33 protein-coding genes and 4 tRNA genes are annotated in these 24634 nt (G+C 41.4%); 21 read left to right on the top strand and 16 right to left on the bottom strand.

What is annotated here, in order from left to right:
• The first annotated feature begins 16 nt into the window (after positions 1-16).
• The 7 genes from rplB to rpsQ are packed head-to-tail and all read left to right on the top strand — an operon-like array spanning position 17 to position 3077.
• Positions 17-838, top strand: a complete 822-nt coding sequence (rplB, locus tag DYC50_RS00690) for a 50S ribosomal protein L2 (protein WP_115248599.1) — start codon at positions 17-19, stop codon at positions 836-838.
• Between the two features lie 28 nt (positions 839-866).
• Complete coding sequence (gene rpsS / locus DYC50_RS00685; protein ID WP_005539416.1) at positions 867-1142, top strand: 30S ribosomal protein S19; 276 nt, start codon at positions 867-869, stop codon at positions 1140-1142.
• A gap of 10 nt (positions 1143-1152) precedes the next feature.
• Positions 1153-1485 (top strand): 50S ribosomal protein L22, encoded by a 333-nt coding sequence (gene rplV, locus DYC50_RS00680; RefSeq protein WP_017805227.1) that lies wholly within the window; start codon positions 1153-1155, stop codon positions 1483-1485.
• Between the two features lie 18 nt (positions 1486-1503).
• Positions 1504-2208: a 30S ribosomal protein S3 gene (rpsC, locus tag DYC50_RS00675; RefSeq protein ID WP_103853557.1), complete on the top strand. Its 705-nt coding sequence runs from the start codon at positions 1504-1506 to the stop codon at positions 2206-2208.
• A 13-nt stretch (positions 2209-2221) separates the two neighbouring features.
• Positions 2222-2632: a 50S ribosomal protein L16 gene (gene rplP / locus DYC50_RS00670; protein WP_103853558.1), complete on the top strand. Its 411-nt coding sequence runs from the start codon at positions 2222-2224 to the stop codon at positions 2630-2632.
• Positions 2632-2823: a 50S ribosomal protein L29 gene (rpmC, locus tag DYC50_RS00665; protein WP_017805230.1), complete on the top strand. Its 192-nt coding sequence runs from the start codon at positions 2632-2634 to the stop codon at positions 2821-2823. The genes rplP and rpmC overlap by 1 nt, the downstream gene beginning before the upstream one ends.
• Positions 2823-3077: a 30S ribosomal protein S17 gene (gene rpsQ, locus DYC50_RS00660; RefSeq protein WP_103853559.1), complete on the top strand. Its 255-nt coding sequence runs from the start codon at positions 2823-2825 to the stop codon at positions 3075-3077. The genes rpmC and rpsQ overlap by 1 nt, the downstream gene beginning before the upstream one ends.
• 381 nt (positions 3078-3458) lie before the next feature.
• Here rpsQ and DYC50_RS00655 read toward each other — a convergent pair.
• Both DYC50_RS00655 and gltX read right to left on the bottom strand, forming a co-directional pair.
• Positions 3459-3534 (bottom strand) — tRNA-Ala (locus DYC50_RS00655).
• Between the two features lie 94 nt (positions 3535-3628).
• A complete protein-coding gene (gltX, locus tag DYC50_RS00650; protein WP_115248598.1) occupies positions 3629-5071 on the bottom strand; it encodes a glutamate--tRNA ligase in 1443 nt (480 codons plus the stop codon).
• A 176-nt stretch (positions 5072-5247) separates the two neighbouring features.
• Here gltX and DYC50_RS00645 point away from each other — a divergent pair.
• From DYC50_RS00645 to DYC50_RS00635, 3 genes are all read left to right on the top strand, one after another.
• Positions 5248-5323 (top strand) — tRNA-Val (locus DYC50_RS00645).
• Positions 5324-5362: 39 nt separating this feature from the next.
• Positions 5363-5438, top strand: a tRNA-Val gene (locus DYC50_RS00640).
• A 68-nt stretch (positions 5439-5506) separates the two neighbouring features.
• Positions 5507-5582: transfer RNA gene (locus DYC50_RS00635), tRNA-Val, on the top strand.
• A gap of 166 nt (positions 5583-5748) precedes the next feature.
• Here the strand turns inward: DYC50_RS00635 and DYC50_RS00630 are convergent.
• The 8 genes from DYC50_RS00630 to DYC50_RS00595 all read right to left on the bottom strand — a co-directional run bounded on the left by DYC50_RS00630 (position 5749) and on the right by DYC50_RS00595 (position 13641).
• The gene (locus DYC50_RS00630) at positions 5749-6894 is read right to left on the bottom strand and encodes an N-acetylneuraminate epimerase (protein ID WP_115248597.1); all 1146 of its coding nucleotides are present in this window, start codon (positions 6892-6894) and stop codon (positions 5749-5751) included.
• A gap of 53 nt (positions 6895-6947) precedes the next feature.
• The gene (locus DYC50_RS00625) at positions 6948-7931 is read right to left on the bottom strand and encodes a sialic acid TRAP transporter substrate-binding protein SiaP (protein ID WP_115248596.1); all 984 of its coding nucleotides are present in this window, start codon (positions 7929-7931) and stop codon (positions 6948-6950) included.
• 333 nt (positions 7932-8264) lie between these two features.
• Entirely contained in the window at positions 8265-10328 is a 2064-nt protein-coding gene (gene glyS / locus DYC50_RS00620) for a glycine--tRNA ligase subunit beta (RefSeq protein ID WP_115248595.1), read from the bottom strand.
• Positions 10329-10484: 156 nt separating this feature from the next.
• Entirely contained in the window at positions 10485-10883 is a 399-nt protein-coding gene (locus DYC50_RS00615) for an endonuclease domain-containing protein (protein ID WP_115248594.1), read from the bottom strand.
• Positions 10884-10932: 49 nt separating this feature from the next.
• Complete coding sequence (locus DYC50_RS00610) at positions 10933-11970, bottom strand: PDDEXK nuclease domain-containing protein (RefSeq protein WP_115248593.1); 1038 nt, start codon at positions 11968-11970, stop codon at positions 10933-10935.
• Between the two features lie 35 nt (positions 11971-12005).
• Positions 12006-12269 carry a hypothetical protein gene (locus DYC50_RS00605; RefSeq protein WP_115250128.1) on the bottom strand — a complete coding sequence of 88 codons (264 nt, stop codon included), beginning with the start codon at positions 12267-12269 and terminating at the stop codon, positions 12006-12008.
• A gap of 29 nt (positions 12270-12298) precedes the next feature.
• Positions 12299-13207 (bottom strand): glycine--tRNA ligase subunit alpha, encoded by a 909-nt coding sequence (gene glyQ / locus DYC50_RS00600; protein WP_103853915.1) that lies wholly within the window; start codon positions 13205-13207, stop codon positions 12299-12301.
• 62 nt (positions 13208-13269) lie between these two features.
• A complete protein-coding gene (locus DYC50_RS00595) occupies positions 13270-13641 on the bottom strand; it encodes a hypothetical protein (protein ID WP_115248592.1) in 372 nt (123 codons plus the stop codon).
• A gap of 156 nt (positions 13642-13797) precedes the next feature.
• Between DYC50_RS00595 and DYC50_RS00590 the strand changes: the two genes are divergently transcribed.
• The 4 genes from DYC50_RS00590 to metK all read left to right on the top strand — a co-directional run bounded on the left by DYC50_RS00590 (position 13798) and on the right by metK (position 16718).
• The gene (locus tag DYC50_RS00590; protein WP_115248591.1) at positions 13798-14397 is read left to right on the top strand and encodes a beta-phosphoglucomutase family hydrolase; all 600 of its coding nucleotides are present in this window, start codon (positions 13798-13800) and stop codon (positions 14395-14397) included.
• Between the two features lie 2 nt (positions 14398-14399).
• Complete coding sequence (locus DYC50_RS00585; RefSeq protein WP_115248590.1) at positions 14400-15008, top strand: sugar O-acetyltransferase; 609 nt, start codon at positions 14400-14402, stop codon at positions 15006-15008.
• Positions 15001-15462, top strand: a complete 462-nt coding sequence (locus tag DYC50_RS00580; RefSeq protein WP_115248589.1) for a YqaA family protein — start codon at positions 15001-15003, stop codon at positions 15460-15462. Before DYC50_RS00585 ends, DYC50_RS00580 begins: the two co-directional genes overlap by 8 nt.
• A 101-nt stretch (positions 15463-15563) precedes the next feature.
• Positions 15564-16718, top strand: coding sequence for a methionine adenosyltransferase (gene metK, locus DYC50_RS00575; protein ID WP_115248588.1), 1155 nt, complete (start codon positions 15564-15566; stop codon positions 16716-16718).
• 66 nt (positions 16719-16784) lie between these two features.
• On the opposite strand, the gene DYC50_RS00570 is transcribed toward metK, so the two are convergent.
• A complete protein-coding gene (locus DYC50_RS00570; protein WP_115248587.1) occupies positions 16785-17114 on the bottom strand; it encodes a hypothetical protein in 330 nt (109 codons plus the stop codon).
• A 1-nt stretch (position 17115) separates the two neighbouring features.
• A complete protein-coding gene (locus tag DYC50_RS00565) occupies positions 17116-17406 on the bottom strand; it encodes a hypothetical protein (protein WP_115248586.1) in 291 nt (96 codons plus the stop codon).
• A gap of 123 nt (positions 17407-17529) precedes the next feature.
• Between DYC50_RS00565 and DYC50_RS00560 the strand changes: the two genes are divergently transcribed.
• Both DYC50_RS00560 and DYC50_RS00555 read left to right on the top strand, forming a co-directional pair.
• Positions 17530-18060 carry a SprT family zinc-dependent metalloprotease gene (locus tag DYC50_RS00560; protein ID WP_115248585.1) on the top strand — a complete coding sequence of 177 codons (531 nt, stop codon included), beginning with the start codon at positions 17530-17532 and terminating at the stop codon, positions 18058-18060.
• 27 nt (positions 18061-18087) lie between these two features.
• Positions 18088-18630, top strand: a complete 543-nt coding sequence (locus DYC50_RS00555) for an opacity family porin (protein WP_115248584.1) — start codon at positions 18088-18090, stop codon at positions 18628-18630.
• A gap of 65 nt (positions 18631-18695) precedes the next feature.
• Here DYC50_RS00555 and mutM read toward each other — a convergent pair whose 3' ends face one another.
• From mutM to radC, 4 genes are all read right to left on the bottom strand, one after another.
• A complete protein-coding gene (gene mutM, locus DYC50_RS00550; protein WP_115248583.1) occupies positions 18696-19511 on the bottom strand; it encodes a bifunctional DNA-formamidopyrimidine glycosylase/DNA-(apurinic or apyrimidinic site) lyase in 816 nt (271 codons plus the stop codon).
• A gap of 163 nt (positions 19512-19674) precedes the next feature.
• Complete coding sequence (gene rpmG, locus DYC50_RS00545; protein ID WP_005542835.1) at positions 19675-19845, bottom strand: 50S ribosomal protein L33; 171 nt, start codon at positions 19843-19845, stop codon at positions 19675-19677.
• A gap of 11 nt (positions 19846-19856) precedes the next feature.
• Positions 19857-20093 carry a 50S ribosomal protein L28 gene (rpmB, locus tag DYC50_RS00540; protein WP_011608297.1) on the bottom strand — a complete coding sequence of 79 codons (237 nt, stop codon included), beginning with the start codon at positions 20091-20093 and terminating at the stop codon, positions 19857-19859.
• Between the two features lie 226 nt (positions 20094-20319).
• Positions 20320-20976 (bottom strand): RadC family protein, encoded by a 657-nt coding sequence (gene radC, locus DYC50_RS00535; RefSeq protein ID WP_115248582.1) that lies wholly within the window; start codon positions 20974-20976, stop codon positions 20320-20322.
• Between the two features lie 174 nt (positions 20977-21150).
• On the opposite strand from radC, the gene coaBC reads away from it, so the two are divergent.
• The 5 genes from coaBC to crp are packed head-to-tail and all read left to right on the top strand — an operon-like array spanning position 21151 to position 24444.
• On the top strand, positions 21151-22362 hold the full coding sequence (coaBC, locus tag DYC50_RS00530) for a bifunctional phosphopantothenoylcysteine decarboxylase/phosphopantothenate--cysteine ligase CoaBC (RefSeq protein ID WP_115248581.1): 1212 nt from the start codon (positions 21151-21153) through the stop codon (positions 22360-22362).
• Between the two features lie 19 nt (positions 22363-22381).
• The gene (gene dut / locus DYC50_RS00525) at positions 22382-22837 is read left to right on the top strand and encodes a dUTP diphosphatase (RefSeq protein ID WP_115248580.1); all 456 of its coding nucleotides are present in this window, start codon (positions 22382-22384) and stop codon (positions 22835-22837) included.
• A 7-nt stretch (positions 22838-22844) separates the two neighbouring features.
• Entirely contained in the window at positions 22845-23534 is a 690-nt protein-coding gene (slmA, locus tag DYC50_RS00520) for a nucleoid occlusion factor SlmA (protein ID WP_115248579.1), read from the top strand.
• Between the two features lie 21 nt (positions 23535-23555).
• Positions 23556-23780: a YheU family protein gene (locus tag DYC50_RS00515; protein WP_115248578.1), complete on the top strand. Its 225-nt coding sequence runs from the start codon at positions 23556-23558 to the stop codon at positions 23778-23780.
• Between the two features lie 16 nt (positions 23781-23796).
• Positions 23797-24444 (top strand): cAMP-activated global transcriptional regulator CRP, encoded by a 648-nt coding sequence (gene crp, locus DYC50_RS00510; RefSeq protein ID WP_115248577.1) that lies wholly within the window; start codon positions 23797-23799, stop codon positions 24442-24444.
• Positions 24445-24634: the final 190 nt, after the last annotated feature.

Genomic DNA, 24634 nt, shown 5'->3' with positions numbered 1-24634 from the left:
GAGGAGAAAGAAATAAATGGCTATCGTAAAATGTAAGCCGACCTCCGCTGGTCGTCGTCACGTTGTTAAAATCGTAAACCCTGAATTACATAAAGGGAAACCTTACGCACCATTATTAGATAGCAAATCTAAAACTGGTGGCCGTAATAATTTAGGACGTATTACTACTCGCCATATCGGTGGTGGTCATAAACAACATTACCGTTTAATCGATTTCAAACGTAACAAGTTAGATATCCCAGCGGTTGTTGAGCGTCTTGAATATGATCCAAATCGCAGTGCAAATATTGCTTTAGTGCTTTATAAAGATGGTGAACGCCGTTATATCTTAGCACCTAAAGGTTTAAGCGCAGGCGATCAAATCCAAGCAGGCGTAAACGCACCTATTAAAGTTGGTAACTCATTACCAATGCGTAATATCCCTGTTGGTTCAACTGTACATAACGTTGAATTAAAACCTGGCAAAGGCGGACAAATTGCTCGTTCTGCAGGTAGCTATGTACAAATTATTGCGCGTGAAGGTAACTATGTTACTTTACGTCTTCGCTCAGGTGAAATGCGTAAAGTATTAGCTGAATGTTCTGCAACCATCGGTGAAGTGGGCAATTCAGAGCATATGCTTCGCGTTCTTGGTAAAGCTGGTGCTAACCGCTGGAGAGGCGTTCGCCCAACAGTTCGTGGTACAGCAATGAACCCTGTTGATCACCCTCACGGTGGTGGTGAAGGTCGTAACTTCGGTAAACATCCTGTTACTCCTTGGGGCGTTCAAACCAAAGGTAAGAAAACTCGCCATAACAAACGTACTGATAAATACATCGTACGTCGTCGTGGTAAATAATTTTTTAATCAATTAAAGAGGATAAGCCATGCCACGTTCTCTCAAGAAAGGTCCTTTCCTTGACCTACACTTGTTGAAGAAGGTAGAGAAGGCGGTGGAAAGCGGGGATAAAAAACCAATTAAAACTTGGTCCCGTCGTTCAATGATCATTCCTTCAATGATCGGATTGACCATCGCAGTCCATAATGGTCGTCAGCACGTTCCAGTTTATGTATCGGACGAAATGATTGGTCATAAACTCGGTGAATTTGCACCGACTCGTACTTACCGCGGACACGCTGCGGATAAGAAAGCTAAGAAGTAAGGGGTAAAAGATGGAAACTATAGCTAAACATCGTTACGCTCGCACTTCAGCGCAAAAAGCTCGCTTAGTTGCGGATTTAATCCGTGGCAAAAAAGTAGATCAAGCGTTAGAAATTTTAACTTTCACTAACAAAAAAGCGGCATCGCTAGTTAAGAAAGTGCTTGAGTCTGCAATCGCTAATGCTGAGCATAATGATGGTGCAGATATCGATGATCTTAAAGTGACTAAGATTTTCGTAGATGAAGGTCCTAGTATGAAACGTGTTATGCCACGTGCTAAAGGTCGTGCAGATCGTATTTTAAAACGTACAAGCCACATCACAGTGGTTGTGTCAGATCGTTAATTTAGTAGAGGAATAGCAATGGGTCAAAAAGTCCATCCAAATGGTATTCGCCTAGGTATTGTTAAGCCTTGGAGCTCTACTTGGTTTGCGAATACACAAGATTTCGCATCTAACTTAGATGGCGATTTCAAAGTGCGTCAATTCTTAAATAAAGAATTAGCGAATGCTTCCGTTTCACGCATCACTATTGAGCGTCCAGCGAAAAGTATTCGTGTAACAATTCACACAGCTCGTCCAGGTATCGTAATCGGTAAAAAAGGCGAAGATGTTGAAAAATTACGTAACGCTGTTGCGGCAATCGCAGGTGTTCCAGCACAAATCAACATCGCTGAAGTGAAAAAACCTGAATTAGATGCAAAATTAGTTGCTGATAGCATCGCTTCACAACTTGAACGCCGTGTAATGTTCCGCCGTGCAATGAAACGTGCAGTACAAAACGCAATGCGTTTAGGTGCTAAAGGTATCAAAGTTGAAGTAAGCGGTCGTTTAGGTGGTGCAGAGATTGCTCGTTCAGAGTGGTATCGTGAAGGTCGTGTACCATTACATACACTGCGTGCGGACATCGATTATAACACTGCAGAAGCTCACACAACATACGGCGTAATCGGCGTTAAAGTGTGGATCTTCAAAGGTGAGATTCTTGGTGGAATGGCTGCAATTGAACAACAACCAGAACAACAACCTACCACGCCTAAAAAGCCACGTGGTAAAGGTCGTAAGTAAGGAGAATTGCTAAATGTTGCAACCAAAACGTACAAAATTCCGTAAAGTCCAAAAAGGTCGTAACCGTGGAATTGCAGGTGGTACAGAAGTTAGCTTCGGTACCTTCGGTTTGAAAGCAGTTGGTCGTGGTCGTTTAACTGCTCGCCAAATTGAGGCAGCACGTCGTGCGATGACTCGTGCGATTAAACGTCAAGGTAAAATCTGGATCCGTGTGTTCCCAGATAAACCAATTACTGAAAAACCATTAGAAGTCCGTATGGGTAAAGGTAAAGGTAACGTTGAATACTGGGTAGCTTTAATCCAGCCGGGTAAAGTACTTTATGAAATGGATGGTGTGTCTGAAGAATTAGCAAGAAACGCATTTGCACTTGCAGCAGCGAAATTGCCAATCAAGACCACATTCGTAACTAAAACGGTGATGTAATGAAAGCTCAAGAACTACGTACAAAAACTGTTGAAGAGCTGAATGCTGAATTGGTTAACTTGTTAGGTGAGCAATTCAAATTGCGTATGCAAGCAGCCACCGGTCAGCTTCAACAAACCCATCAGTTAAAACAAGTGCGTCGCAGTATTGCACAAGTGAAAACTGTATTAACCGAGAAGGCGGGTGAGTAATGACTGATAATATTCGTACCGTGCAAGGTCGTGTAATTAGCGACAAAATGGATAAATCATTCACAGTTGCGATTGAACGCAAAGTGAAACACCCACTTTATGGTAAATTTATCCGCCGCACAACAAAATTACACGTGCACGATGAAAACAACGAAGCGAAATTAGGTGATGTAGTAGAAGTTCGCGAATGTCGCCCAATTTCAAAAACTAAGTCTTGGACTTTAGTTCGCGTTGTAGAAAAAGCAGTAATCTAATTTATTAGTTATCGCTTTAAATAAAACAATAGCCAATGGTGTATGCCATTGGCTTTTTTATTATAGAAGGCTCGTATAGCTGATAATAAGATTTGCAGAGGCTACAAGCGAATATAAAGTTCGATTTGAAAGATTTTGTTTAAGAGAAATAGAGTGGGGTTTTACAGGATAAAAACCAAAGTTTTACTTTCATTCCAAAGTTATAGCCCAAATAGGCCGTTACACGGAATTTGGAATGAGATTACTTGGATTGATGGAGCGGAACAATCTGCTCAGCATTTAGTTACGCTGACAATGTTAAACTTTATGGCACAAAATTCGCACAACACTAGATATAAAAAATCTCATCAATTACTAAGTAACTGATGAGATTAGTAAATCTGGTGGAGATAATCGGGATCGAACCGACGACCTCTTGAATGCCATTCAAGCGCTCTCCCAACTGAGCTATATCCCCGTAAATATGTCGCTTATAATAATTAGCGGAATGAACGCTGTCAATATTAAATTCACTGCATTCATTCGCTAGCTTAAATATTAAGCGCTTTATATTAGGCGTTTTGTGCCTTGATGAAATAAATCGCTTTTTGAATGCGGGCGAGGGAGCGATCACGTCCGATGCCAACTAGGGTAACGTCCATAGATGGAGATTGTCCTGCGCCTGTTACGGCAACACGCAATGGCATACCTACTTTGCCCATTCCTACGCCGAGTTCTTCCGCTGTTTGTTCAATGGCTTGGTGAATTGGCTCAGCCATCCATTGAGAAAGTGCGGTCAATTTTTCTTTGACTTTTTCAAGTGCTTCAATCGCTCCAGATTTAAAGTGTTTTTTCACCGCACTTTCGTCAAAATGATCAAAATCTTCAAAGAAGTAACGGCTTGCAGCTGCCATTTCTTTTAAGGTCTTACAGCGCTCACCGAGCATAATAACAATCTCGCTTAATGCTGGCCCATTGTTGGTATCAATGCCTTGGTGTTGATAATACCAAGCAAGGTGTTTAGCCACATATTCAGGCGGCAATTCACGAATATAATGATGGTTTAACCATAACAATTTTTCTGTGTTAAATGCGCTGGCAGATTTGCTTACCTGAGTTAATTCAAACAACTTGATCATTTCTTCTACGGAGAAAATCTCTTGGTCGCCGTGTCCCCAGCCTAAACGTACTAAATAGTTAAGTAAAGCTTCAGGGAGAAACCCATCATCGCGATATTGCATTACGCTCACTGCACCGTGGCGTTTAGACAATTTCTGTCCGTCATCACCTAGGATCATTGAAACGTGTGCATAGGTTGGAATTGGCGCATTTAACGCCTTCAAAATATTAATTTGACGTGGGGTATTATTGATATGATCTTCACCGCGTACAACGTGTGTAATGCCCATATCCCAGTCATCAATCACCACGCAGAAGTTATATGTTGGTGAACCATCAGTGCGGCGGATAATTAAATCATCAAGCTCACTGTTGCTGATCTCAATGCGTCCGCGCACTGCATCATCAAATACTACTGAACCTTCTTGTGGGTTTTTGAAACGCACAACGTGAGGAGCATCTGGATTCTCAGGTGCGTGATGTAAGCAATAGCCATCATAACGTGGTTTTTCTTTATTTTTTTCTTGCTCATTGCGTAAATTTTCTAAACGCTCTTTGGAACAATAACAACGATAAGCCAAGCCCTGTTCAAGCATTTGATCAATCACTTGATTATAACGGTCAAAACGTTTCGTTTGGTAATAAGGGCCGTGATTCCAAGCTAAGTTAAGCCATTCCATTCCTTCTAAAATCGCTTGCGTGGCTTCTGGTGTAGAACGTTCTAAATCAGTATCTTCAATGCGTAATACAAATTCACCTTGGTTATGTTTTGCAAATAGCCAAGAATATAATGCGGTTCTTGCACCGCCTACGTGCAAATAGCCTGTTGGGCTAGGTGCAAAGCGAGTACGAACTTTCACGGATGGATCTAAATTAAATAGCGGTTCTGCTTTCATTTTATTTATAACCTTTGTTTACAGTAAAATTAAATCGGCGATATTGTACTATGAGTTCATCTAATTCACGATAAAAAAAGCAAGTTTATGTTTATTTTTACAACACTTAAACAAAAATATGCAAAAACTTATTGACTGTGTCTTGAGAACACTTATAATGCCAACCCACAAGACAAGGGCGATTAGCTCAGTTGGGAGAGCACCTCCCTTACAAGGAGGGGGTCACTGGTTCGAGACCGGTATCGCCCACCACTTTTTTAAGGACTTGTGTTGTAATGCTTAAACTAACGTGGGCGATTAGCTCAGTTGGGAGAGCACCTCCCTTACAAGGAGGGGGTCACTGGTTCGAGACCGGTATCGCCCACCACGCTAGTTTAAGTTCCCAGTTTAACTTTTCATGAAGTTAAATCCGATAGCTAGAAATAGCATTCTGTCGGGCGATTAGCTCAGTTGGGAGAGCACCTCCCTTACAAGGAGGGGGTCACTGGTTCGAGACCGGTATCGCCCACCACTTTTTTCTTATCACTTTATTCAAATTCAAATAATTTTAATCTATAAGTTTTTGTCTATTATCACGCATAATGAGATATAGCGTTGATTTTCATAAACAAAAAAGGCTGATCCCAATATCATATTGAAATCAACCTTTGTATCAAGTGTTATGAAGCGTTACTTAGTTATTCAATAACCAATTTTTTGCCATCATAACTCATTGTTTGAACCGAGGTAAGGGCTTTTCCTCCTTGGCCCTCACCACCGATTAGTAACACTTTATTATCGTAGCTTACACCTACTCCATAACCGATAGGCTCTGGTAAGTTACCGATAATTTTCCAAGTGCCTTTTTTGGCATTTAGTGCATAAACATCACTATGCCAAGTTTTTTTCAACCCACCAGTGCGGTGTGCATCGTTAATGCCATTTTTATAGTTGGCTCTTGCACCAGGGAAGTTTGCACCACCAGTTACAATATAGTTACCATTGGTGTAGCCACCCATTGCACCCGCAATACCTTCTTGTAGTTTTTGACCTTTCGGTGCAGGTAAATCACCTAATTTTTTCCAAGTGATACCATTTTTACCGATTGTACCAAGTTCCGTGGTTTGGGTACGCAATCCTGCTTTTACTTCACCATTTACAACAAGAAGTTTGTTATCCTTAATTGCTACAGCTGCCCCTGCTCGTCCTGAGTATGGGAAAATGCCTTCGTTACGCCAAGTATTGGTGGCTGGCTCATAGCTGACAATTTCTGGTGAGAAGAAGAAATCCTGCACGCGTAAATTGAAATAAGGATCAAAAATGGCTTTTTCTTTGTCTTTATCGCCACCAGCGGCTGCGATGTCTTGGAAAAGTCCGTTCCAAATTTCTTGGTTAATTCCGCCTACAAAATAAATTTTACCATTCGTTTCTGCCACACTTGCCCCCACAGCTGAACGTGGTGAACGAGTTTGCAATTTTGTCCAAGTGTTTGTTTCTGGATCATAGCGATAAGCATCATTGATGACTTGATTTTTCGCTACATCGGTATCTTGGAAACCGCCGAACACATAGAGTTTACCATCTACGCCAGCAGAAACAGGCTGATTGCGTTTTCCACCAGGGAAAGCAGGCAATTCTTGCCATTTAGCATCTTTCTCTTTTAAGTTAAGAGAATAGAATTTATCTCCACCCGTTCCTAAACCTACATAAACGGTATCGCCAATTAATGCCCCTGTTCCGCTTTTAATCCCTACAGGCAAATCAGGGTATTGGCTTGCTTGTGCAGCAAAGGCTGTCATTGCAATGGCAGCAAATAATGCACTGTGTAATGCTGTTTTTTTCATATTGACCTCTTGTCGTTAAGGTTATTGCTTAATAGATTGAGTAAGCAAACCGCTTATTTAGCTAACTCAGAGATTTCTTCTACAGCTTGTTTTCCAACTTCACCATTCTTTTTCAAGTATTCATCGTAGTATGGTTGTAATGCCGCTTTGAACGGTGCAAGATCAGGTTTTGTTACCGTTACGCCTTTTTCTTGGAAGAAAGCGATTAACTCATTTTCGCCGTCCACAAATAATTTTGTGTGATAATCTGCAGCTTTAAGTGCGGCTTCTTTTACCACTGTTTTTAAATCATCTGGCAATTCATCAAGGGTTTCATTACTGATCAAATAAAGTTGGTCATTTAAAATGTGGTTGGTTAACGCTAAGTATTTTTGTACTTCATAGAATTTTTGCGCTTGAATGGTTGGCAATGGGTTTTCTTGGCCATCTACCGCATTGGTTTGTAACGCAAGATACACTTCAGAGAACGCCATTGGTGTTGGGGTTGCGCCTACATATTTAGCGAAAGCAAGGTTAGTCGCCGCATTTGGCACACGAAGTTTCAAGCCTTTCATATCCGCAATGCTGTTAATTGGACGGTTTGAGGTGGTTTGGCGAGTCCCGTTATAACCGATAGAAAGCACGCTCACACCTAACTCTTTATTGATTTTAGCGAATAAGTTTTTACCAAAGTTGGTTTCTAACACGGCTTTTTTCGCCACATCAAAATCTTTTAACATATAAGGCAGTGCAAACACTTCCGCTTCTGGATAGAAAATTTGGAAACGGGCAGATTCTGCAAGGGTGAAGTCTAATGCACCATCTTTAAGCTGTTTTAACATTACGCGGTCATCACCAAGCTGAGCGCTCGGGAAAATGGCAATTTCAATTTTACCCTGAGATTTATCTTTCACTTCTTTCGCGAAAAACTCAACCGCTTTATATTCGTTTGAGCTTGTTCCCGCAACCATACCGAATTTTAAATCATAATCTGCGGCAAAAACGGAAGTAGATAAACCCACGCATAATGTTGCAAGAGCAAGTTTTGTTAATTTCATTGCAATTCTCCTATTCTTTATTAGCACAATAAAATAATGTATTGACGTTGGATTACCCTTATCAATGCGCATATCATAAATGAAGTAAAATTTCATTACTGAGAGCTATATCACAAATTTGAAAAAAGATAACAAAAAATCATCAATAATCTTTTTCTATTGAAAATACTAGGCTTTTGCAAGTGAATAAAAATATACAAATGAAATAACACTCCATTTGTTAGTAGATGTTTTTTATCAAAATATAAAGGGAAAAAGTGCGGTATTTTTTAGAAAAATTTACAAAAAAAGCCCCGCACTTTGCAGAACGGGGCTAAGGTTTAAAAAGAGAAACTATTGCAATAAGGAAATATCCGCCACTTGTAAGAATAATCCTTGCAGAGTTTTCAGAATGGCTAAACGATTTTGACGAAGTTGTGGATCTTCCACGTTTACCATCACTTTCTCAAAGAAATTATCCACCGGTTGGCGTAAGTTGGCGAGTTTATCCAACACCGCCACATAGTCCCCTTTGGCAATCAGCGGCTGCACTTCGCTTTGTAACGCTAGCACGCTTTCCGCCAAGGCTTTTTCTTCAGGCTCGACACAACGATCTAAATGGATCTCACCAATCTCGTCTTCTGCTTTGGCTAAAATATTGCTTACACGCTTATTCGCAGCGGCTAAGGCTTCTGCTGCATCAAGGGTACGGAAATGTGCCACCGCACGCACACGCGCATCAAAATCAGCTGGGCGAGTAGGGCGGCGAGCCTGCACCGCTTGAATGACATCTACCGCAATGCCTTCTTCTTGATACCACGCACGGAAGCGGCCAAGCATAAAGTCCACTACATCATCAACCACATTGCTGTTTGTTAATTTATCGCCAAAAAGTGCGGTGGATTTTTTCACTAAATCCGTTAAATCAAGTGGCAATTTTTTCTCTACGATGATACGCAACACACCTAATGCAGCACGGCGTAAAGCAAACGGATCTTTATCCCCTTTCGGGTGCTGACCAATACCAAAAATCCCGGTCAAGGTGTCTAATTTATCCGCCAATGCCACTGCACAAGCCACAAGAGAATGTGGAAGTTCATCACCAGCGAAACGCGGCATATATTGTTCATTTAACGCCACCGCCACTTCTTCATCTTCCCCATCGTGGCGTGCATAGTGCATACCCATCACGCCTTGCGTATCCGTGAATTCAAACACCATATTGGTCATTAAATCACATTTTGATAACAAGCCTGCACGCTCTGCTTTTGCCACGTCCGCCCCAATTTGTGCCGCAATTTCACCACTGAGCTTTTCAATACGCTCGGTTTTATCAAACAATGTGCCGAGTTGTTGCTGGAATAACACAGTTTTGAGGCGTGGCAAGTTGTCTTCTAAACGCTGTTTTAAATCGGTTTTGAAGAAAAATTCTGCGTCCGTTAAACGTGGACGCACCACTTTTTCGTTTCCTTCAATAATCGCCGTTGGATCTTGCGGATTAATATTGGATACGAAAATAAAGTGCGGTAATAATTTTCCGTTTTTATCGTAAATCGGGAAATATTTTTGGTCGCCTTTCATTGTGTAAACTAAGGCTTCCGCAGGCACAGCAAGGAAACGCTCTTCAAATTTTGCCGTTAGCACATTTGGAAACTCCACCAATGCGGTAACTTCATCAAGCAGATTTTCTTCAATATCCGCCACACCGCCAAGTGCGGTGGCTTTTTGTTGAGAATTTTCCAAAATAATCGCTTTACGGCGTTCAAAATCGGCAATCACGCTGCCTTTTTGCTCCAAAATTTCAGGATATTGATCCGCATTATCAATGCTAAATTCTTGTTCGCCTAAGAAACGATGTCCACGAATGGTTTTACCACTGGCTACGCCAAGAATTTCACCTTCGATCAGCTCATCACCAAATAACAGGGTTACCGTATGCACAGGGCGGACGAATTGCTCGCTTTTATCACTCCAACGCATTGTTTTTGGAATTGGCAATTTCGCCAGGGCATTGCTGATAATGCCTAACAGAAGATTCTTAGTCGGCTGCCCCTCGATCACCGCACGATGCACCAGCCATTCGCCTTTGTCCGTTGCCAAACGCTCCGCTTGATCGACGCTGATACCACAGCCTCTCGCCCAACCCTCTGCCGCTTTGGTTGGCTTGCCCTCCGCGTCAAACGCCGCTGAAACCGCAGGTCCACGTTTTTCCACTTCTTTGCTCGGTTGTGCTTCCGCCAACCCCAACACTTTCACCGCCAAACGGCGAGGGCTAGCAAACCATTCAACCGCATCAAACGCCAAACCCGCTTGAGTAAGCTCTTGCTCTACGTTGTCTTTAAATGCCACCGCTAATTTTTTCAGAGCCTTCGGTGGTAGCTCTTCAGTGCCGATCTCGGCGAGGAAGTTTTTTGTCATTTTGGTTTTCTCTTTTTAAATATATCTGGTATGGGACAAATCTCCCCTAACCCCTCTTTACTAAAGAGGGGGATTTTTCTTTAGTAAAAACGGTTTGTGAACTATTCCACATATTTTCAACATTGTATATTCCAAGTTTTATTCTCTTTATTCTAACTAATCAGTCCCCCTCTTTAGTAAAGAGGGGCTAGGGGAGATTTGTACTTGTTCTAAAAATAAATAAATCTGCTCTACGACAGCCTCAATCTCATAATAAATTTCATCATTACTGAACCGCATCACTGTAAAACCTAGAGATCTTAGTTCATCATCTCTTTGTCGATCTTTTTCTTGATACTCTGGCTCATAATGATGAGAACCATCTAGTTCAATAATCAGTTTTGCCTTTGCACAATAAAAATCTACGATATAATTTAGCAATGGCTTTTGACGATTAAAGCGAAAGCCTAATAACTGATCTCTATTAATCCGTTGCCATAATTTACTTTCAGCATCAGTCTGATTTGAACGTAATTTCTGTGAAAGTTCCTTTAAATTCTTAGAGTAAGGCTGCATTCTAACTAAAATCTACTATTTCAAAAATATTCTATTAGCTAACAATATATTATTTAGCAAACCGTTCTTTCGCTCGTGATACCGCCAAATGCAATCGCTGCTCTAATATTTCTTTACTCGGCAACACCGTCATATATTCAGCGATATGAATATCCGAATGGTTTAAATCTAATAATTCAACTTGCTCTTGCTTTTTAGACGTACATAAAATAATACCTAAGGGTGGATTTTCCCCTTCTTCTTGCTCATATTTCGCAAGCCACGCTAGATAAAGTTCCATTTGGCTTTTGTGTGAATGTTTAAATGCTTCGGTTTTTAATTCAATGGCGATTAAACGTTTTAATTTACGGTTGTAAAGTAGTAAATCAATATAAAAATCATCATTATCAATTTGAATTCGTTTCTGCCGAGCAATAAAAGTGAAACCCGCTCCCAATTCTAAAAGAAATTGCTCAACTTCTCTTAAAATTGCATCTTCAAGATCTTTTTCTAAATAACGATCATTAAGTTCTAAAAAATCCAAAATATAAGGATCTTTTAAGATCATTGATTGATTATATTCGCCCTTTTCTCGCAATAAAGTTAATTCTTGGCTAATGGTTTCATCAGGCTTTTTCGAGATTGCGGTGCGTTCAAACAGCAATGAGCCAATACGATTATCAAGCGTTCTTACCGACCATCTTTCTTGTGCTGCCATCGTGGTATAAAAATCTCGTTTTATTGGATCATCAACCGCAATAATCAATTTAAAATGTGACCAGCTTAATTGTGCACACAGTGTGTTCACAATTTTGGGATCAGGAAAAGCGGCAGCAAACTGCATTAAATAACTAAGATGTCTTTTACCCCAACCCTTCCCCAATTGCTCTGTTAGGCTTTTAGACAAATTCTTAATCACTTCTTTACCATATTCCGCCCGTTCATTATTGAGAATATGCTGATTAATCCGCTGTCCAATATGCCAATAAAGCAAGGTAAGTTCTGCATTCACCGTTACAGCAACGCGTTGCTTGCTGTTTTGAATTAATTGGCTAATTTCGCCGACTAATTGGTGTTCATTAATTGCAATGTGTTTTTCTTTTTCCATTTAATGCAAAACTCCTGCAAAACCTACCGCACTTTTTATTTAAAAATATCAGCCAATTTATCCACATCTAACACAAGGCTATCATTATTCAATAGCAAGGCTGGAATCCCAATAGATCCGCGCGCTTTCACAGCTTCAAACTCTGCACGGCTATCACGCAAAGCAAGGAAGCGTTTGAGATTGCCTAATGATGATTGAATTTCTACTGGCTCATATTGCACGCCTAATTCTTGCAAGCGCGCCACAAAAGGCGCGGTATCAGGACAAGTTTCGGCGAAAAATAAAACGGGTTTATCCATCATAAAAATTCCTAAATTTTTGACCGCACTTATTTTTTACACCCAGGGAAACCCAATGCTTCACGGCTGGCGTAATAGGCTTCCGCGACACCTTTGGTTAAGGCGCGGATACGCAGAATGTAGCGTTGGCGTTCGGTCACGGAAATGGCTTTTCGTGCATCGAGCAAGTTAAAGCTGTGTGCGGCTTTTAAAATGCGTTCATAGGCAGGCAGTGGTAATGGTTTTTCTAGGGCTAATAGCTCTTGCGCTTCTTTCTCATATTGTTCAAAGGCTTTGAATAAGAAATCAATATCAGCGTATTCAAAGTTGTAAGTAGATTGTTCTACTTCGTTTTGGTGGAACACATCGCCGTAGGTGGTTTTGCCGAGTGGGCCGTCTGACCAAACTAAGTCATACACACTATCCACGCCTTGAATATACATCGCCAAGCGTTCTAAACCGTAGGTAACCTCGCCCGTAACCGGTTTACATTCTAAGCCGCCCACTTGTTGGAAATAGGTAAATTGGGTCACTTCCATACCATTTAGCCACACTTCCCAGCCTAAGCCCCACGCGCCAAGGGTTGGGTTTTCCCAGTTGTCTTCTACAAAACGAATATCGTGTTGTGTTGGGTCAAAGCCGAGCATTTTTAATGAGCCAAGATAAAGCTCTTGAATGTTGTCAGGGGAAGGTTTGATCACCACTTGGAATTGATAATAATGCTGCAAGCGGTTTGGATTTTCGCCATAACGCCCATCAGTTGGACGGCGTGAAGGTTGCACATAGGCGAACGCCATCGGCTCTGGCCCAATGGCACGCAATGCAGTCATTGGGTGGGACGTGCCTGCCCCCACTTCCATATCAAAAGGTTGCACAATGGTACAGCCTTGTTCTGCCCAATAAGCCTGTAAGGCAAGGATCATTCCTTGGAAAGTTTTTACGTTAAATTTTGTATCCATAAGTGTTCTGTTTTCATCAGTTAAAGAAATGCGGTCATTATACTGGATAATTGCGCAGAAAGTTAGCCTAAAATTTGTGGCTGAGCGAGAGAGAGCGAATAAATATTAGCCATAAAATGCGTTTGTTCACTATCAGGAATAGCAAGGGGAATAAGCTGCATTAGCTCGATATGACGCTGAAAAACTTGCGGAAAAACCACCGCACTTTGCATTTCAGCCAAAATTTCTTGGGCTAAAGGGTGGGCGGCATAACCGCGTTTAATTCGCCCTAACGCCATTGCAAAATGATTAAACAGCATAAAAACTTGCGGGCTTTCCACATCAGCGTGCCACTGTGTGTGCAAATGATCTCGGATATGCAACATCCATTGCACGATTTCTTCATCGATCAATTTTCGTTGTAATAAAAACGTTAATTGTTGTTGCAGCCTCATTGTCACCTCGACATCATTTTTAGGTTAGAAAGTGCGGTGATTTTTTGCGATAAATTTTATTTAAGCCTAACTTTACCGAAATCTCATCAAATAAAACAGTGCAGGGATCACAAATTTGTAGCAAAATACAGGAAATTTTAAAAAAGGTAGTAATGAATGACGGATTTGGAGTTTTTTGCCGATTATGACGGCTTAATTTTTGATATGGACGGCACGGTGATCGACACAATGCCAAGCCATAAAAAAGCGTGGGATAAAGTGGGCGAAACCTTAGGTTACCCTTTAAATGGCGAGATGATTTACCAACTGGGTGGCGCGCCAGTGAAAGTGATTGCTGAACAAATGATGAAAAAAGCTGCAATGCCAATGGAATTGTTTGATGAAGTGCTCCAATTAAAACGCCAATATGGAATTGAATTGATTATGCAACATTCTACTTTGTTGCCAGCGGCGCAGGTGGTGAAGAAATTTGCTGGACAAAAACCTTTGGCGCTGGGAACAGGATCGCACCGCAATGTGACCAATCTATTGCTCGATAAATTTGATTTACACGCCTATTTTGATGCCGTGGTTACCGCAGAAGATGTGGCAAAGCACAAGCCAGAACCCGATACATTTTTGCGTTGCGCGGAATTAATCAAGGTGAATCCACAACGTTGCGTGGTGTTTGAAGATGCCGATCTTGGCGTGCAAGCAGGGCTTGCTGCTGGAATGGACGTCTTTGATGTCCGTATCAATCAACTGATTAAACAATAATTATGTTATCAAATAAGCAGAAAATGCTCGCAGGGCTGGCGCATAAACCTAATGATCCAGAATTAGCACAACTTCGCATTGAAAATAAAAAGCGCCTTTTTCAATACAATACGCAAATTTGCCCTTCTGAAACAGAAAAAAGAGCGGTGCTAATTCAGCAAATTTTAGGCAAATGCAAAAATGAACCCCATATTAACGCGCCGTTTTTTTGCGATTACGGCTGTTTTATTGAAGTGGGCGAAAACTTTTTTGCCAACTATAACTGCACAATGTTGGATAACGGCGGCATCACCATTGGTGATAATGTGATGCTCGCGCCGAATGTGAGCCTTTATACCGTAGGCCACCCCCTTGATGCGGAATTACGCAGCCAAGATTGGGAACAAGCGCTGCCGATCACCATTGGCAATAATGTGTGGATTGGGGGAAATGCCATTATCTTAGGTGGCGTAACCATTGGCGATAACGTAGTAATTGGCGCAGGTTCAGTGGTGAGCAAAGATATTCCCGCTAATAGCCTTGTGGTGGGCAATCCAGCCAGAGTGATTCGCCAAATTACCGAGCAAGATAGGCTTAATTACATCAACAAATATATGGCAGACTATGCTTGATTGGCTGACCGATGGGCTATTGGGATCGCAAAATAGCCTATGGCTAATGTTTAGCAGCGCCTTTCTTAGTGCCACGGTATTGCCCGGCAATTCGGAAATTATTTTCCTTTTTCTTACCGCACCTTTTATTGGTGCAATGTTTTCTCACGATGTGTTAAGCTTGATTGCAGTCGCTACCGCAGGCAACACCCTTGGTAGTATGACCACCTATGCCATTGGGCGTTGGTTTCCCAAATTAGAACAAAAAAATCTCCAACGCAGCTGGGCATTGAACAACATTCAGCGCTATGGCATTTGGACATTATTATTAAGCTGGCTGCCCATTGTGGGTGATGCTTTTTGCGCGATGGCAGGTTGGTTGCGCTTTAACTGGTTGAAATCAATGCTTTTAATCCTTATCGGCAAGCTATTACGCTACATTTTTCTTTATCAACTCAACACTTTTATTCATTAATACGGCAAAAATTAACGCTTGCTTTCTAAACAAAAAAACGTATTATAGCCGTCTAGACGCAAAAACATCTAAACAAATTTATTTAAAACTAAAGGAAAGCTATGTCATCTTATTTATTTACTTCTGAATCTGTGTCAGAAGGACACCCAGATAAAATTGCCGATCAGATTTCTGACGCGGTGTTAGACGAAATTTTAAAACAAGATCCGAAAGCTCGTGTGGCCTGTGAAACCTATGTCAAAACAGGTATGGCGCTTGTGGGCGGCGAAATCACCACTTCAGCTTGGGTGGACATTGAGAATCTTACCCGCCAAGTGATTTGTGATATTGGTTACAAACACTCTGATATGGGCTTTGATGGCCATTCGTGTGCGGTGTTAAACGCCATTGGCAAACAATCTTCTGATATTAATCAAGGCGTGGATCGTGAAAGTCCGTTAGATCAAGGGGCGGGTGACCAAGGCATTATGTTTGGTTATGCCACCAATGAAACAGAAGTGTTAATGCCTGCGGCGATTACCTATGCACACCGCTTAATGGAACGCCAAGCGCAAGTGCGTAAAGACGGCACTTTGCCTTGGTTGCGTCCAGATGCGAAAAGCCAAGTTACACTAAAATATGAAAACGACAAAATTGTTGGCATTGATGCAGTGGTGCTTTCCACCCAACACGCGGAAGAAATCAGCCAAAATGCCTTGCACGAAGCGGTAATGGAAGAAATTATCAAGCCTGTACTACCAAGTGAATGGCTCGGCAAAGACACCAAATATTTCATCAATCCAACAGGCCGTTTTGTGATTGGTGGCCCTATGGGGGATTGCGGTTTAACAGGACGTAAAATTATCGTGGATACTTACGGCGGTGCAGCACGCCACGGTGGTGGTGCATTCTCAGGTAAAGATCCATCAAAAGTGGATCGTTCAGCTGCCTATGCTGCACGCTATGTAGCGAAGAACATTGTTGCTGCAGGTTTAGCAGATCGTTGTGAAATTCAGCTTTCTTATGCCATCGGCGTGGCAGAGCCAACGTCTATTATGGTGGAAACTTTTGGCACGGGCAAAGTGAGCAATGAGTTGTTGGTGAATTTAGTGCGTGAATTTTTCGATTTACGCCCTTACGGCTTAATCAAAATGCTTGATCTGATTCAGCCAATCTACCGCCAAACCGCCGCTTACGGCCACTTTGGACGCGAACAATTTCCTTGGGAAAAAACCGACCGCGCCGCAGAATTAAGAGCAGCAGCTGGGTTGAAATAAATTAAAGTTAGTTTGGAAAAAAGCCATTGCAATCTGTTGCAATGGCTTTTTTATTGCCTAGATTGGCTAATAATACTGACGAATTTCTAGATCGGTTTTTTCAGATAAAATCTTTTCTATGGTTGTAAGGTGTGCTTTTTTGTTTCCCGTTAGCAAATCCGTTTTACCAAACTGAAATGCCTTAATTACAAAGTTCCCTTTTTCCGCATAAACAAAGATCACTACATTTTGTGGTTTTCGTTTAACAAAAAATTTCCTTGCTTGTTTACGCAGAAAAATAGTTTTGCGGATATTATCTGTTAGCTGCCTTTCCAGTTCTTTCTTACTTTCTTCGCTTAAAATACGATGATAGACAAAGGAAATAAATCGGTTATGAAACTGCAAATTCGCTAACATTTCAATAACCTAACAATTTTGCCAAACTCTCGCCGTTTCTCACTTTCTCACCAATTTTTAAGGCTTCATCTTGCGTTAATGAGGTAGTTAAATGCTGATTTTCAGGTTTATCAAAAAATGCCGTTGAACGCGCAATAATTTCTCGTTCTTCTGCGGTGAGATCTTCACCTGCGGCAAAAAAATCGTTTAGCATTTGTTCAAAGAACTCTTTTATCGTAATTTGATGAATTGAAGTATAAACCTTGATTTTATGTTTCATTTCTTCAGATGTATCAAAATTTATTCTGCTCATTTTATCCCCCTTAATTTACACAATGACACAAATGATACTTTACTCATTTGTGTATGTAAAAATAAAATTGATCTTAGCTTTTTTACCCCCATATTGTAAAAAATTTAGTGATATTTTTTATTTATGTCAGACACTCATTCTTCATTACGTTTACTTAATATACAAATCCTCCGCCAGTTACGCCATTATTTGCAACTGGCGGAGCAGCATTTTCAACGCACTTTTCCAATGCCAACAGTGAGTTATCAACTGCGCGGGGTAAAGGCTGGAGTGGCATATTTACAGAAAAATGAAATCCGTTTTAACCGCACTTTATTGTTGGAAAATCCTGACTATTTTTTGCAGCAAATTGTTCCGCACGAACTGGCCCATTTAATTGTTTATCAAGTGTTTGGGCGAGTAGCGCCGCACGGCAAAGAATGGAAAGCGGTGATGGAAAACATCTTCCAGCAACCTGCGGAAATTTACCACAATTTAGATGTTAAAAGTGTGCAGGGAAAAAACTTTACTTACCGCTGCGGTTGCCGCACTCACGATCTTAGCGTACGCCGCCATAACAAAGTGCAAAAGCAAAGTGCGGTGTATTTTTGTCGAGAATGTAAACAAGCATTAATTTATTTACCTGTAGCCAAAAATTATGCTACAATTGGTTGATTTTTATAACTTTTGTTGGAGAAGACAATGAAAAAACTATTAGCGGTAGCAATCGGTGCGTTAGCTATTTCAGCCACAGCCAATGCAAATTGGTATGTTCAAGGTGATGTACAACACTCAAAATTAAAATTCACTGAGTATTCAGCATTAAATAAAAACAAGGTGACACCTCGTCTTACTGTCGGTTATAAAGTAAATGATTGGCGTGTTGCTGTGGATACTTTCTATGCGAAAACTTCTGGCAATGTAGATACAAATGAGCATATCAGCGCAAAAATCTATGGCTTAGGTTTAGCAGCAATCTATGATTTCAATTTTAATTTACCAGTTAAACCTTACCTTGGTGCGCGTTTATCATTAAATGTTTTTGATGTTGAAAATACACAACCAAACGCATTTGAAGATAAAAAACACACTAAATTTGGTTATGGTGCATTAGCGGGTATTTCTTGTGATCTTACTCAAAACCTTGCTTTAGATACTGGTTTTGAATATAACCGTTTAGGTAACTGGGAAGATACCAAAGTAAATCAATATGGTGTAAAAGTAGGTCTTCGTTACGAGTTCTAATCATTGCCTAATAAGCCAAATAAGACAGAATACCGCTCAAAAGAGCGGTATTTTTTTGCATATTTTTATGCTTTTTTCTGACATTTTGGACAGAAAAAGCTATTACGTTGCCCGATGACTAAACTTTCAATTTTTGTCCCGCACGTTGGACAAGGCTTATCTTTATTGCCGTAAACCCGTAGTTCTTGGGCGAAATAACCGGGGCGGCCGTCAGGTTGTAAGAAGTCTTTCAAGGTTGTACCACCTTGCGCAATGGAGGTGGTAAGCACTTGTTTAATGGTTTGAACCAGCAATTCGCATTGAGATTTGGTTAAGTTTTTGGCTAATTTCAGCGGATGTAAACCGCACAAAAAGAGCGTTTCATTGGCATAAATATTGCCCACGCCTACCACCACCGCATTATCCATTAAAAAGGTTTTAAGTGCGGTCTGTTTTTTACGAGATTTTTTGAACAGATATTCCCCAGTAAATTCCGCTGAAAGGGGTTCTGGACCAAGTTTGGCAAAAAGATGAAAATCTGCCAGATTATCCGTCCAGAGCCACGCGCCAAAACGGCGGGGATCGTTATAACGCAGCACCTTGCCATTATTCATCACAATATCTAAATGATCGTGTTTATCAATGGGGCTATCCTGTGGCACGACACGCAAAGATCCCGACATTCCTAAATGCCCAATGATCGCACCTTTTTCCGTATGAATGATCAGATATTTTGCACGGCGGGAAAGATGGCTCACTTTAACCTGCTTAAACTCACTTAATTGTGGGCTGACTTCCCAACGTAATTTAGGATTGCGTACCACGATTTTTTCAATGATAAATCCTGTTAAATAAGGGGAAATCCCATTTTTAGTGGTTTCAACTTCGGGTAATTCAGGCATTTTTTCTCCATGCGAATAGTAGTAAATAGGGTTTGGGTTCTAATGAAAATCTCTCTGCGTTACGCTATAAATAGGGACAATCAATAAAAATCCAAGAAAAGCGCCTATAAAAGACATAAAAAAACCCGAACAAGTCGGGTTTTTCTAATTCATTAAAGCCAAATTATTTGATTTTAGCTTCTTTGTAAATAACGTGTTTACGCACAACAGGATCAAATTTTTTGATCTCCATTTTTTCTGGCATATTACGTTTATTTTTAGTTGTTGTGTAGAAATGACCGGTTTCAGCTGTTGAAACTAAACGGATTTTTTCACGAGCACCTTTAGCTGCCATTTTTTAGCTCCTTAGATTTTCTCGCCACGAGCACGGATTTCAGCTAACACTGCATCAATGCCTTTTTTATCAATAATACGCATACCTTTCGCTGTTAAGCGTAAAGTTACGAAACGTTTTTCAGACTCAACCCAGAAACGGTGAGTGTGTAAGTTAGGAAGAAAACGACGACGAGTCGCGTTCATTGCGTGTGAGCGGTTGTTACCAACTGCTGGACGCTTGCCTGTTACTTGACAGACTCTAGACATATTAATCTCCAATAAATCAAATATAAGCTCGAGCTTAGGGTTCGGATTACTGCAAACTAGGTTTGCAAGCCACCTCGTCAGGTCGCTGTAACCGACCCGCATACTATATTAAAGGTGGCAAATTATACTCACTTTATTTGCTATACTCAAGCCTAAATCACTTAATTAACGCAATAAATGACAAAAAAATCAGCAATTCCACCGCATCATTCTTGCTAAATGGCTATTATAACCAGCCTTTTTCATTAAAAGAAACATAACAGCCTTTGCCGATCACAAAATGATCCAGCACGCGAATTTCTACTAATTCTGCCACTTTTTGGATCTTTTCTGTGATGATCCGATCGGAATTGCTCGGCTCTGCAATGCCTGATGGGTGATTATGTGCCAAAATAATCGCCGCCGCATTACAAAAAAGTGCACTTTTAACAATTTCTCTGGGATACACCGCGGCTGTGTTGATCGTACCTAAAAACATTTCTTCTTTTTTAATCAGGCGATGCTGATTATCTAAAAAAAGCACCAAAAAAACTTCCCGCTCTTTATGTTCTAGCTCCGTTTGCAAATATATTCTCACCAACTCTGGGCGAGTAAATGCCTGCGCCATTTCCAATTCTTGCAATAAATAACGCTTTGTCATTTCCGTGCTGGCTTGTAGCTGGATAAATTGTGTGATGCCTAAGCCTTTAACGTTGCAAAAGGCTTTTTGATCCGCACTAATTAATTGCCGCAATGATCCAAAATGATCAAGAACCACACGAGATAATTCCATTACAGAACAATTCTTGATTCCTGTGCGTAAAAAAATAGCTAATAATTCGCTATCATCAAGGGCTTCAGCACCAAATTTTAGCAGTTTTTCCCGTGGCATTAAGGTGGTCATTTGTGGCGATCATTTCGTTTTTTAATATCAAATTGCGGATCTTTTTAACATAGACAGCATTGTTCTGACAGGCTTCCCTACGACTTTTGCGATCCAGATCGAAAAATTGAATTTTTTATTGGGGAAAATTACAGTAAAATTAACCGCACTTTTAATTTGGATTGATTGGAAATAATGCAAGATCTTCAAGGAAAACGTATAGTTGTTGGCATAACTGGCGGGATCGCGGCTTATAAAAGCATTGAGCTAATTCGCTTGTTACGCAAAAGCCAAGCGGAAGTGCGCGTGGTTCTCACACCAGCGGCGGCAGAATTTGTTACGCCACTCACCTTGCAAGCCATTTCAGGCAATGCAGTGGCGCAGTCATTGCTTGATCCCCAAGCAGAACTGGCAATGGGGCATATTGAACTGGCGAAATGGGCAGATCTCATTGTGATCGCCCCTGCCAGCGCAGATTTTATGGCACGCTTAAACGCAGGAATGGCCAATGATCTGTTGACGACTATTTGTCTTGCCACCAGTGCACCGATTTTGCTTGCGCCAGCGATGAATCAGCAAATGTTCCGCCAACCCATTACCCAACAAAATTTGGCCAGTTTAAAAGCCCGTGGCATTGCAACCATTGGGCCTAACAGTGGTGAACAGGCCTGTGGGGATATGGGCTTTGGACGAATGTCAGAACCTGCGGAAATTTACACCGCACTTTGCGAAATCTTGTTACCGCTACAAGATCTTAGCCACTTAACCATTGCGATCACCGCTGGCCCAACTCGCGAAGCCATTGATCCTGTGCGTTATATTAGCAATCATAGTTCGGGCAAAATGGGCTTTGCTATCGCTGAAGCTTTTGCCAAACGGGGCGCGAAAGTCAAATTAATTGCAGGGCCAGTGAATTTGCCTACGCCAGCTCAAGTGGAACGAATTGATGTGATTTCCGCGCAAGAAATGGCGGACGCCTCTCTTTCCCTTGCGCCACAAGTGGATATTTTTATTGGTTGTGCGGCGGTGGCGGATTACCGTGTCGCGCAAATCGCTGAGCAAAAAATGAAGAAAACCGCTGATAGCAATACGCTCACCTTAGAATTGCTAAAAAACCCTGATATTATTGCAGCGGTAGCGGCGCTGACTGAACACCGTCCATTTGTGGTGGGGTTTGCGGCAGAAACGCAAAATGTTGCACAATATGCACAAGACAAATTAGTGCGTAAAAATTTAGATTTGATCTGCGCCAATGATGTGTCTAACGGACAAGGCTTTAATGGTGATGATAATCAGCTCCAGCTGTTCTGGCGTGATGGCAGCGTGCAATTACCGAGTAGCCACAAAAAAGATCTGGCGGTGCAACTTGCGCAACAGATTGTAGAACGCTTTCCAGCTCAAGTTTGAACGAAGGAATAAACGAAAAATGAAAAAGATTGACGTAAAAATTTTAGATAGCCGAATTGGCACAGAATTTCCCTTGCCAGCTTATGCCACAAGCGGTTCGGCGGGCTTAGATCTGCGCGCGTTGGTGGAAGAAAGTTTTGAAATTCAACCGGGGGAAACCAAATTAATCCCAACAGGGCTTTCTATTTATATCGCCGATCCTAACCTTGCGGCAGTGATTTTGCCTCGTTCAGGGCTTGGGCATAAAAATGGGATTGTATTGGGCAATTTGGTAGGTTTAATTGATTCTGACTACCAAGGGCCGTTAATGGTATCAATGTGGAACCGTGGTTCACAGCCTTTTAAAGTGGAAGTGGGCGATCGCATTGCGCAGCTAGTTTTCGTGCCAGTAGTGCAAGCAGAATTTAATATTGTGAATGATTTTGAACAAACAGAACGTGGCGAAGGCGGATTTGGCCATTCAGGCAAACAATAGAGGAACTATGGTCGAAGAACAACTGGAAATTGCAGGCATTGAGCCTGCGCCTGAGCAAACTAAGCCAACTAAGCTCAGCGAAAAAAATACAGAAAAAGCACCGAAAAGCGACAAACGCAGCGTAAAAGAACGCCGTCAACAAGTGCTAACTGTACTCACTCATATGCTTCATTCAGAGCAAGGAATGGAACGAATGACCACAGCACGTCTTGCGGAAAAAGTGGGCGTATCTGAAGCGGCGTTATATCGCTATTTCCCAAGCAAAACCAAAATGTTCGAGGCCTTGATTGAAAATTTGGAAGGCACATTATTTAGCCGTATTAACCAATCAATCAAAAATGAAACCAACACAATGAACCGCGTGCGCGATATTTTACAAATGATCTTAGATTTTGCACGCAAAAACCCGGGGCTAACCCGTGTGCTAACAGGCCACGCCCTAATGTTTGAAGATCCAAAATTACAAGCACGCGTGGCGCAATTTTTCGATCGCTTAGAATTCCAATTTGTGAATATTTTACAAATGCGCAAGCTGCGTGAAGGGCGCGCCTTTAGCATTGATGAGCGTATTATCGCCACTTATTTAGTCAATCTCTGCGAAGGGCAGTTTATGCGTTATGTGCGGTCGAATTTTCGCCATAATTCAAACCAAAACTTTGAACAACAGTGGAAACTTATTGCGGTACACTTTGCATAATAGCAATTTTTAGGTAAGATGATGATTATTCCTTGGCAAGATTTAGAAGAAGAAACGCTCATTAATATTGCAGAAAGTTTCATTCTGCGTGAAGGGACGGATTACGGTGAACAGGAGCTTTCCCTGCAACAGAAAACTCAAAACTTGCTGACCAACATACGTCAAGGAAAGGCTGTAATTGTTTGGTCGGAATTACACGAATCCATTGATATAAAAGATAAAATGGACTTTTTCAAGCATAAGTAATACACAGGAGGGCACCGTGCAAGAACAACAAGTACAAACCCACACTCCACCAATGGATCCAACCGTAGAATGGTTTCTTTCTCATTGTCATATTCATAAATACCCAGCGAAAAGCTCACTCATTCACGCGGGTGAAAAAGCGGAAACGCTCTATTATTTAATTAAAGGCTCGGTTGCCGTATTAGTGAAAGATGATGAAGGCAAAGAAATGATCCTAAGTTATCTTGGACAAGGGGATTTTTTTGGCGAAGCAGGGTTATTTCACGAAGGGCAATTACGCTCAGCGTGGATCAAAACCAAAACCGCTTGCGAAGTGGCTGAAATTTCCTACAAAAAATTCCGCCAACTTATCCAAGTAAATCCTGAAGTGTTAATGTATCTCACCGCCCAACTGGCAGATCGCCTACAAAACACTTCCAAACAAGTTCGCAATCTTGCTTTCTTAGACGTAACAGGACGCATTGCCCAAACCCTACTTAATTTAACCAAAATGCCAGACGCAATGACCCACCCTGAAGGAATGCAGATTAAAATCACCCGCCAAGAAATTGGCCAAATGGTTGGCTGCTCACGAGAAACGGTTGGCCGCATTCTAAAAATGCTCGAAGAACAACATCTCATCTCCGCCAGAGGAAAAACCATTGTAGTTTATGGATCGCGCTAATATAAATGGACTGATTTTTCAGTCCATTTTTCAAATCTCCCCTAACCCCTCTTTACGAAAGAGGGGGACTGGATCGAAGTGTATTTCAGATCTCAAGTAAAAAATAACCAAGCCAAAAACCTAGAAAAAACCACCGCGCTTTTTTGTATCATCGAATTTTCTCATCGCGAAAAAATGTAGTGGCGGAGCT

Origin of the sequence: Avibacterium avium (assembly GCF_900454535.1) — a bacterium.
Classification (GTDB): domain Bacteria; phylum Pseudomonadota; class Gammaproteobacteria; order Enterobacterales; family Pasteurellaceae; genus Avibacterium; species Avibacterium avium.
The sequence above is the reverse complement of the archived record's forward strand: the minus strand, read 5'-3'. Positions and strand labels throughout refer to the sequence as shown.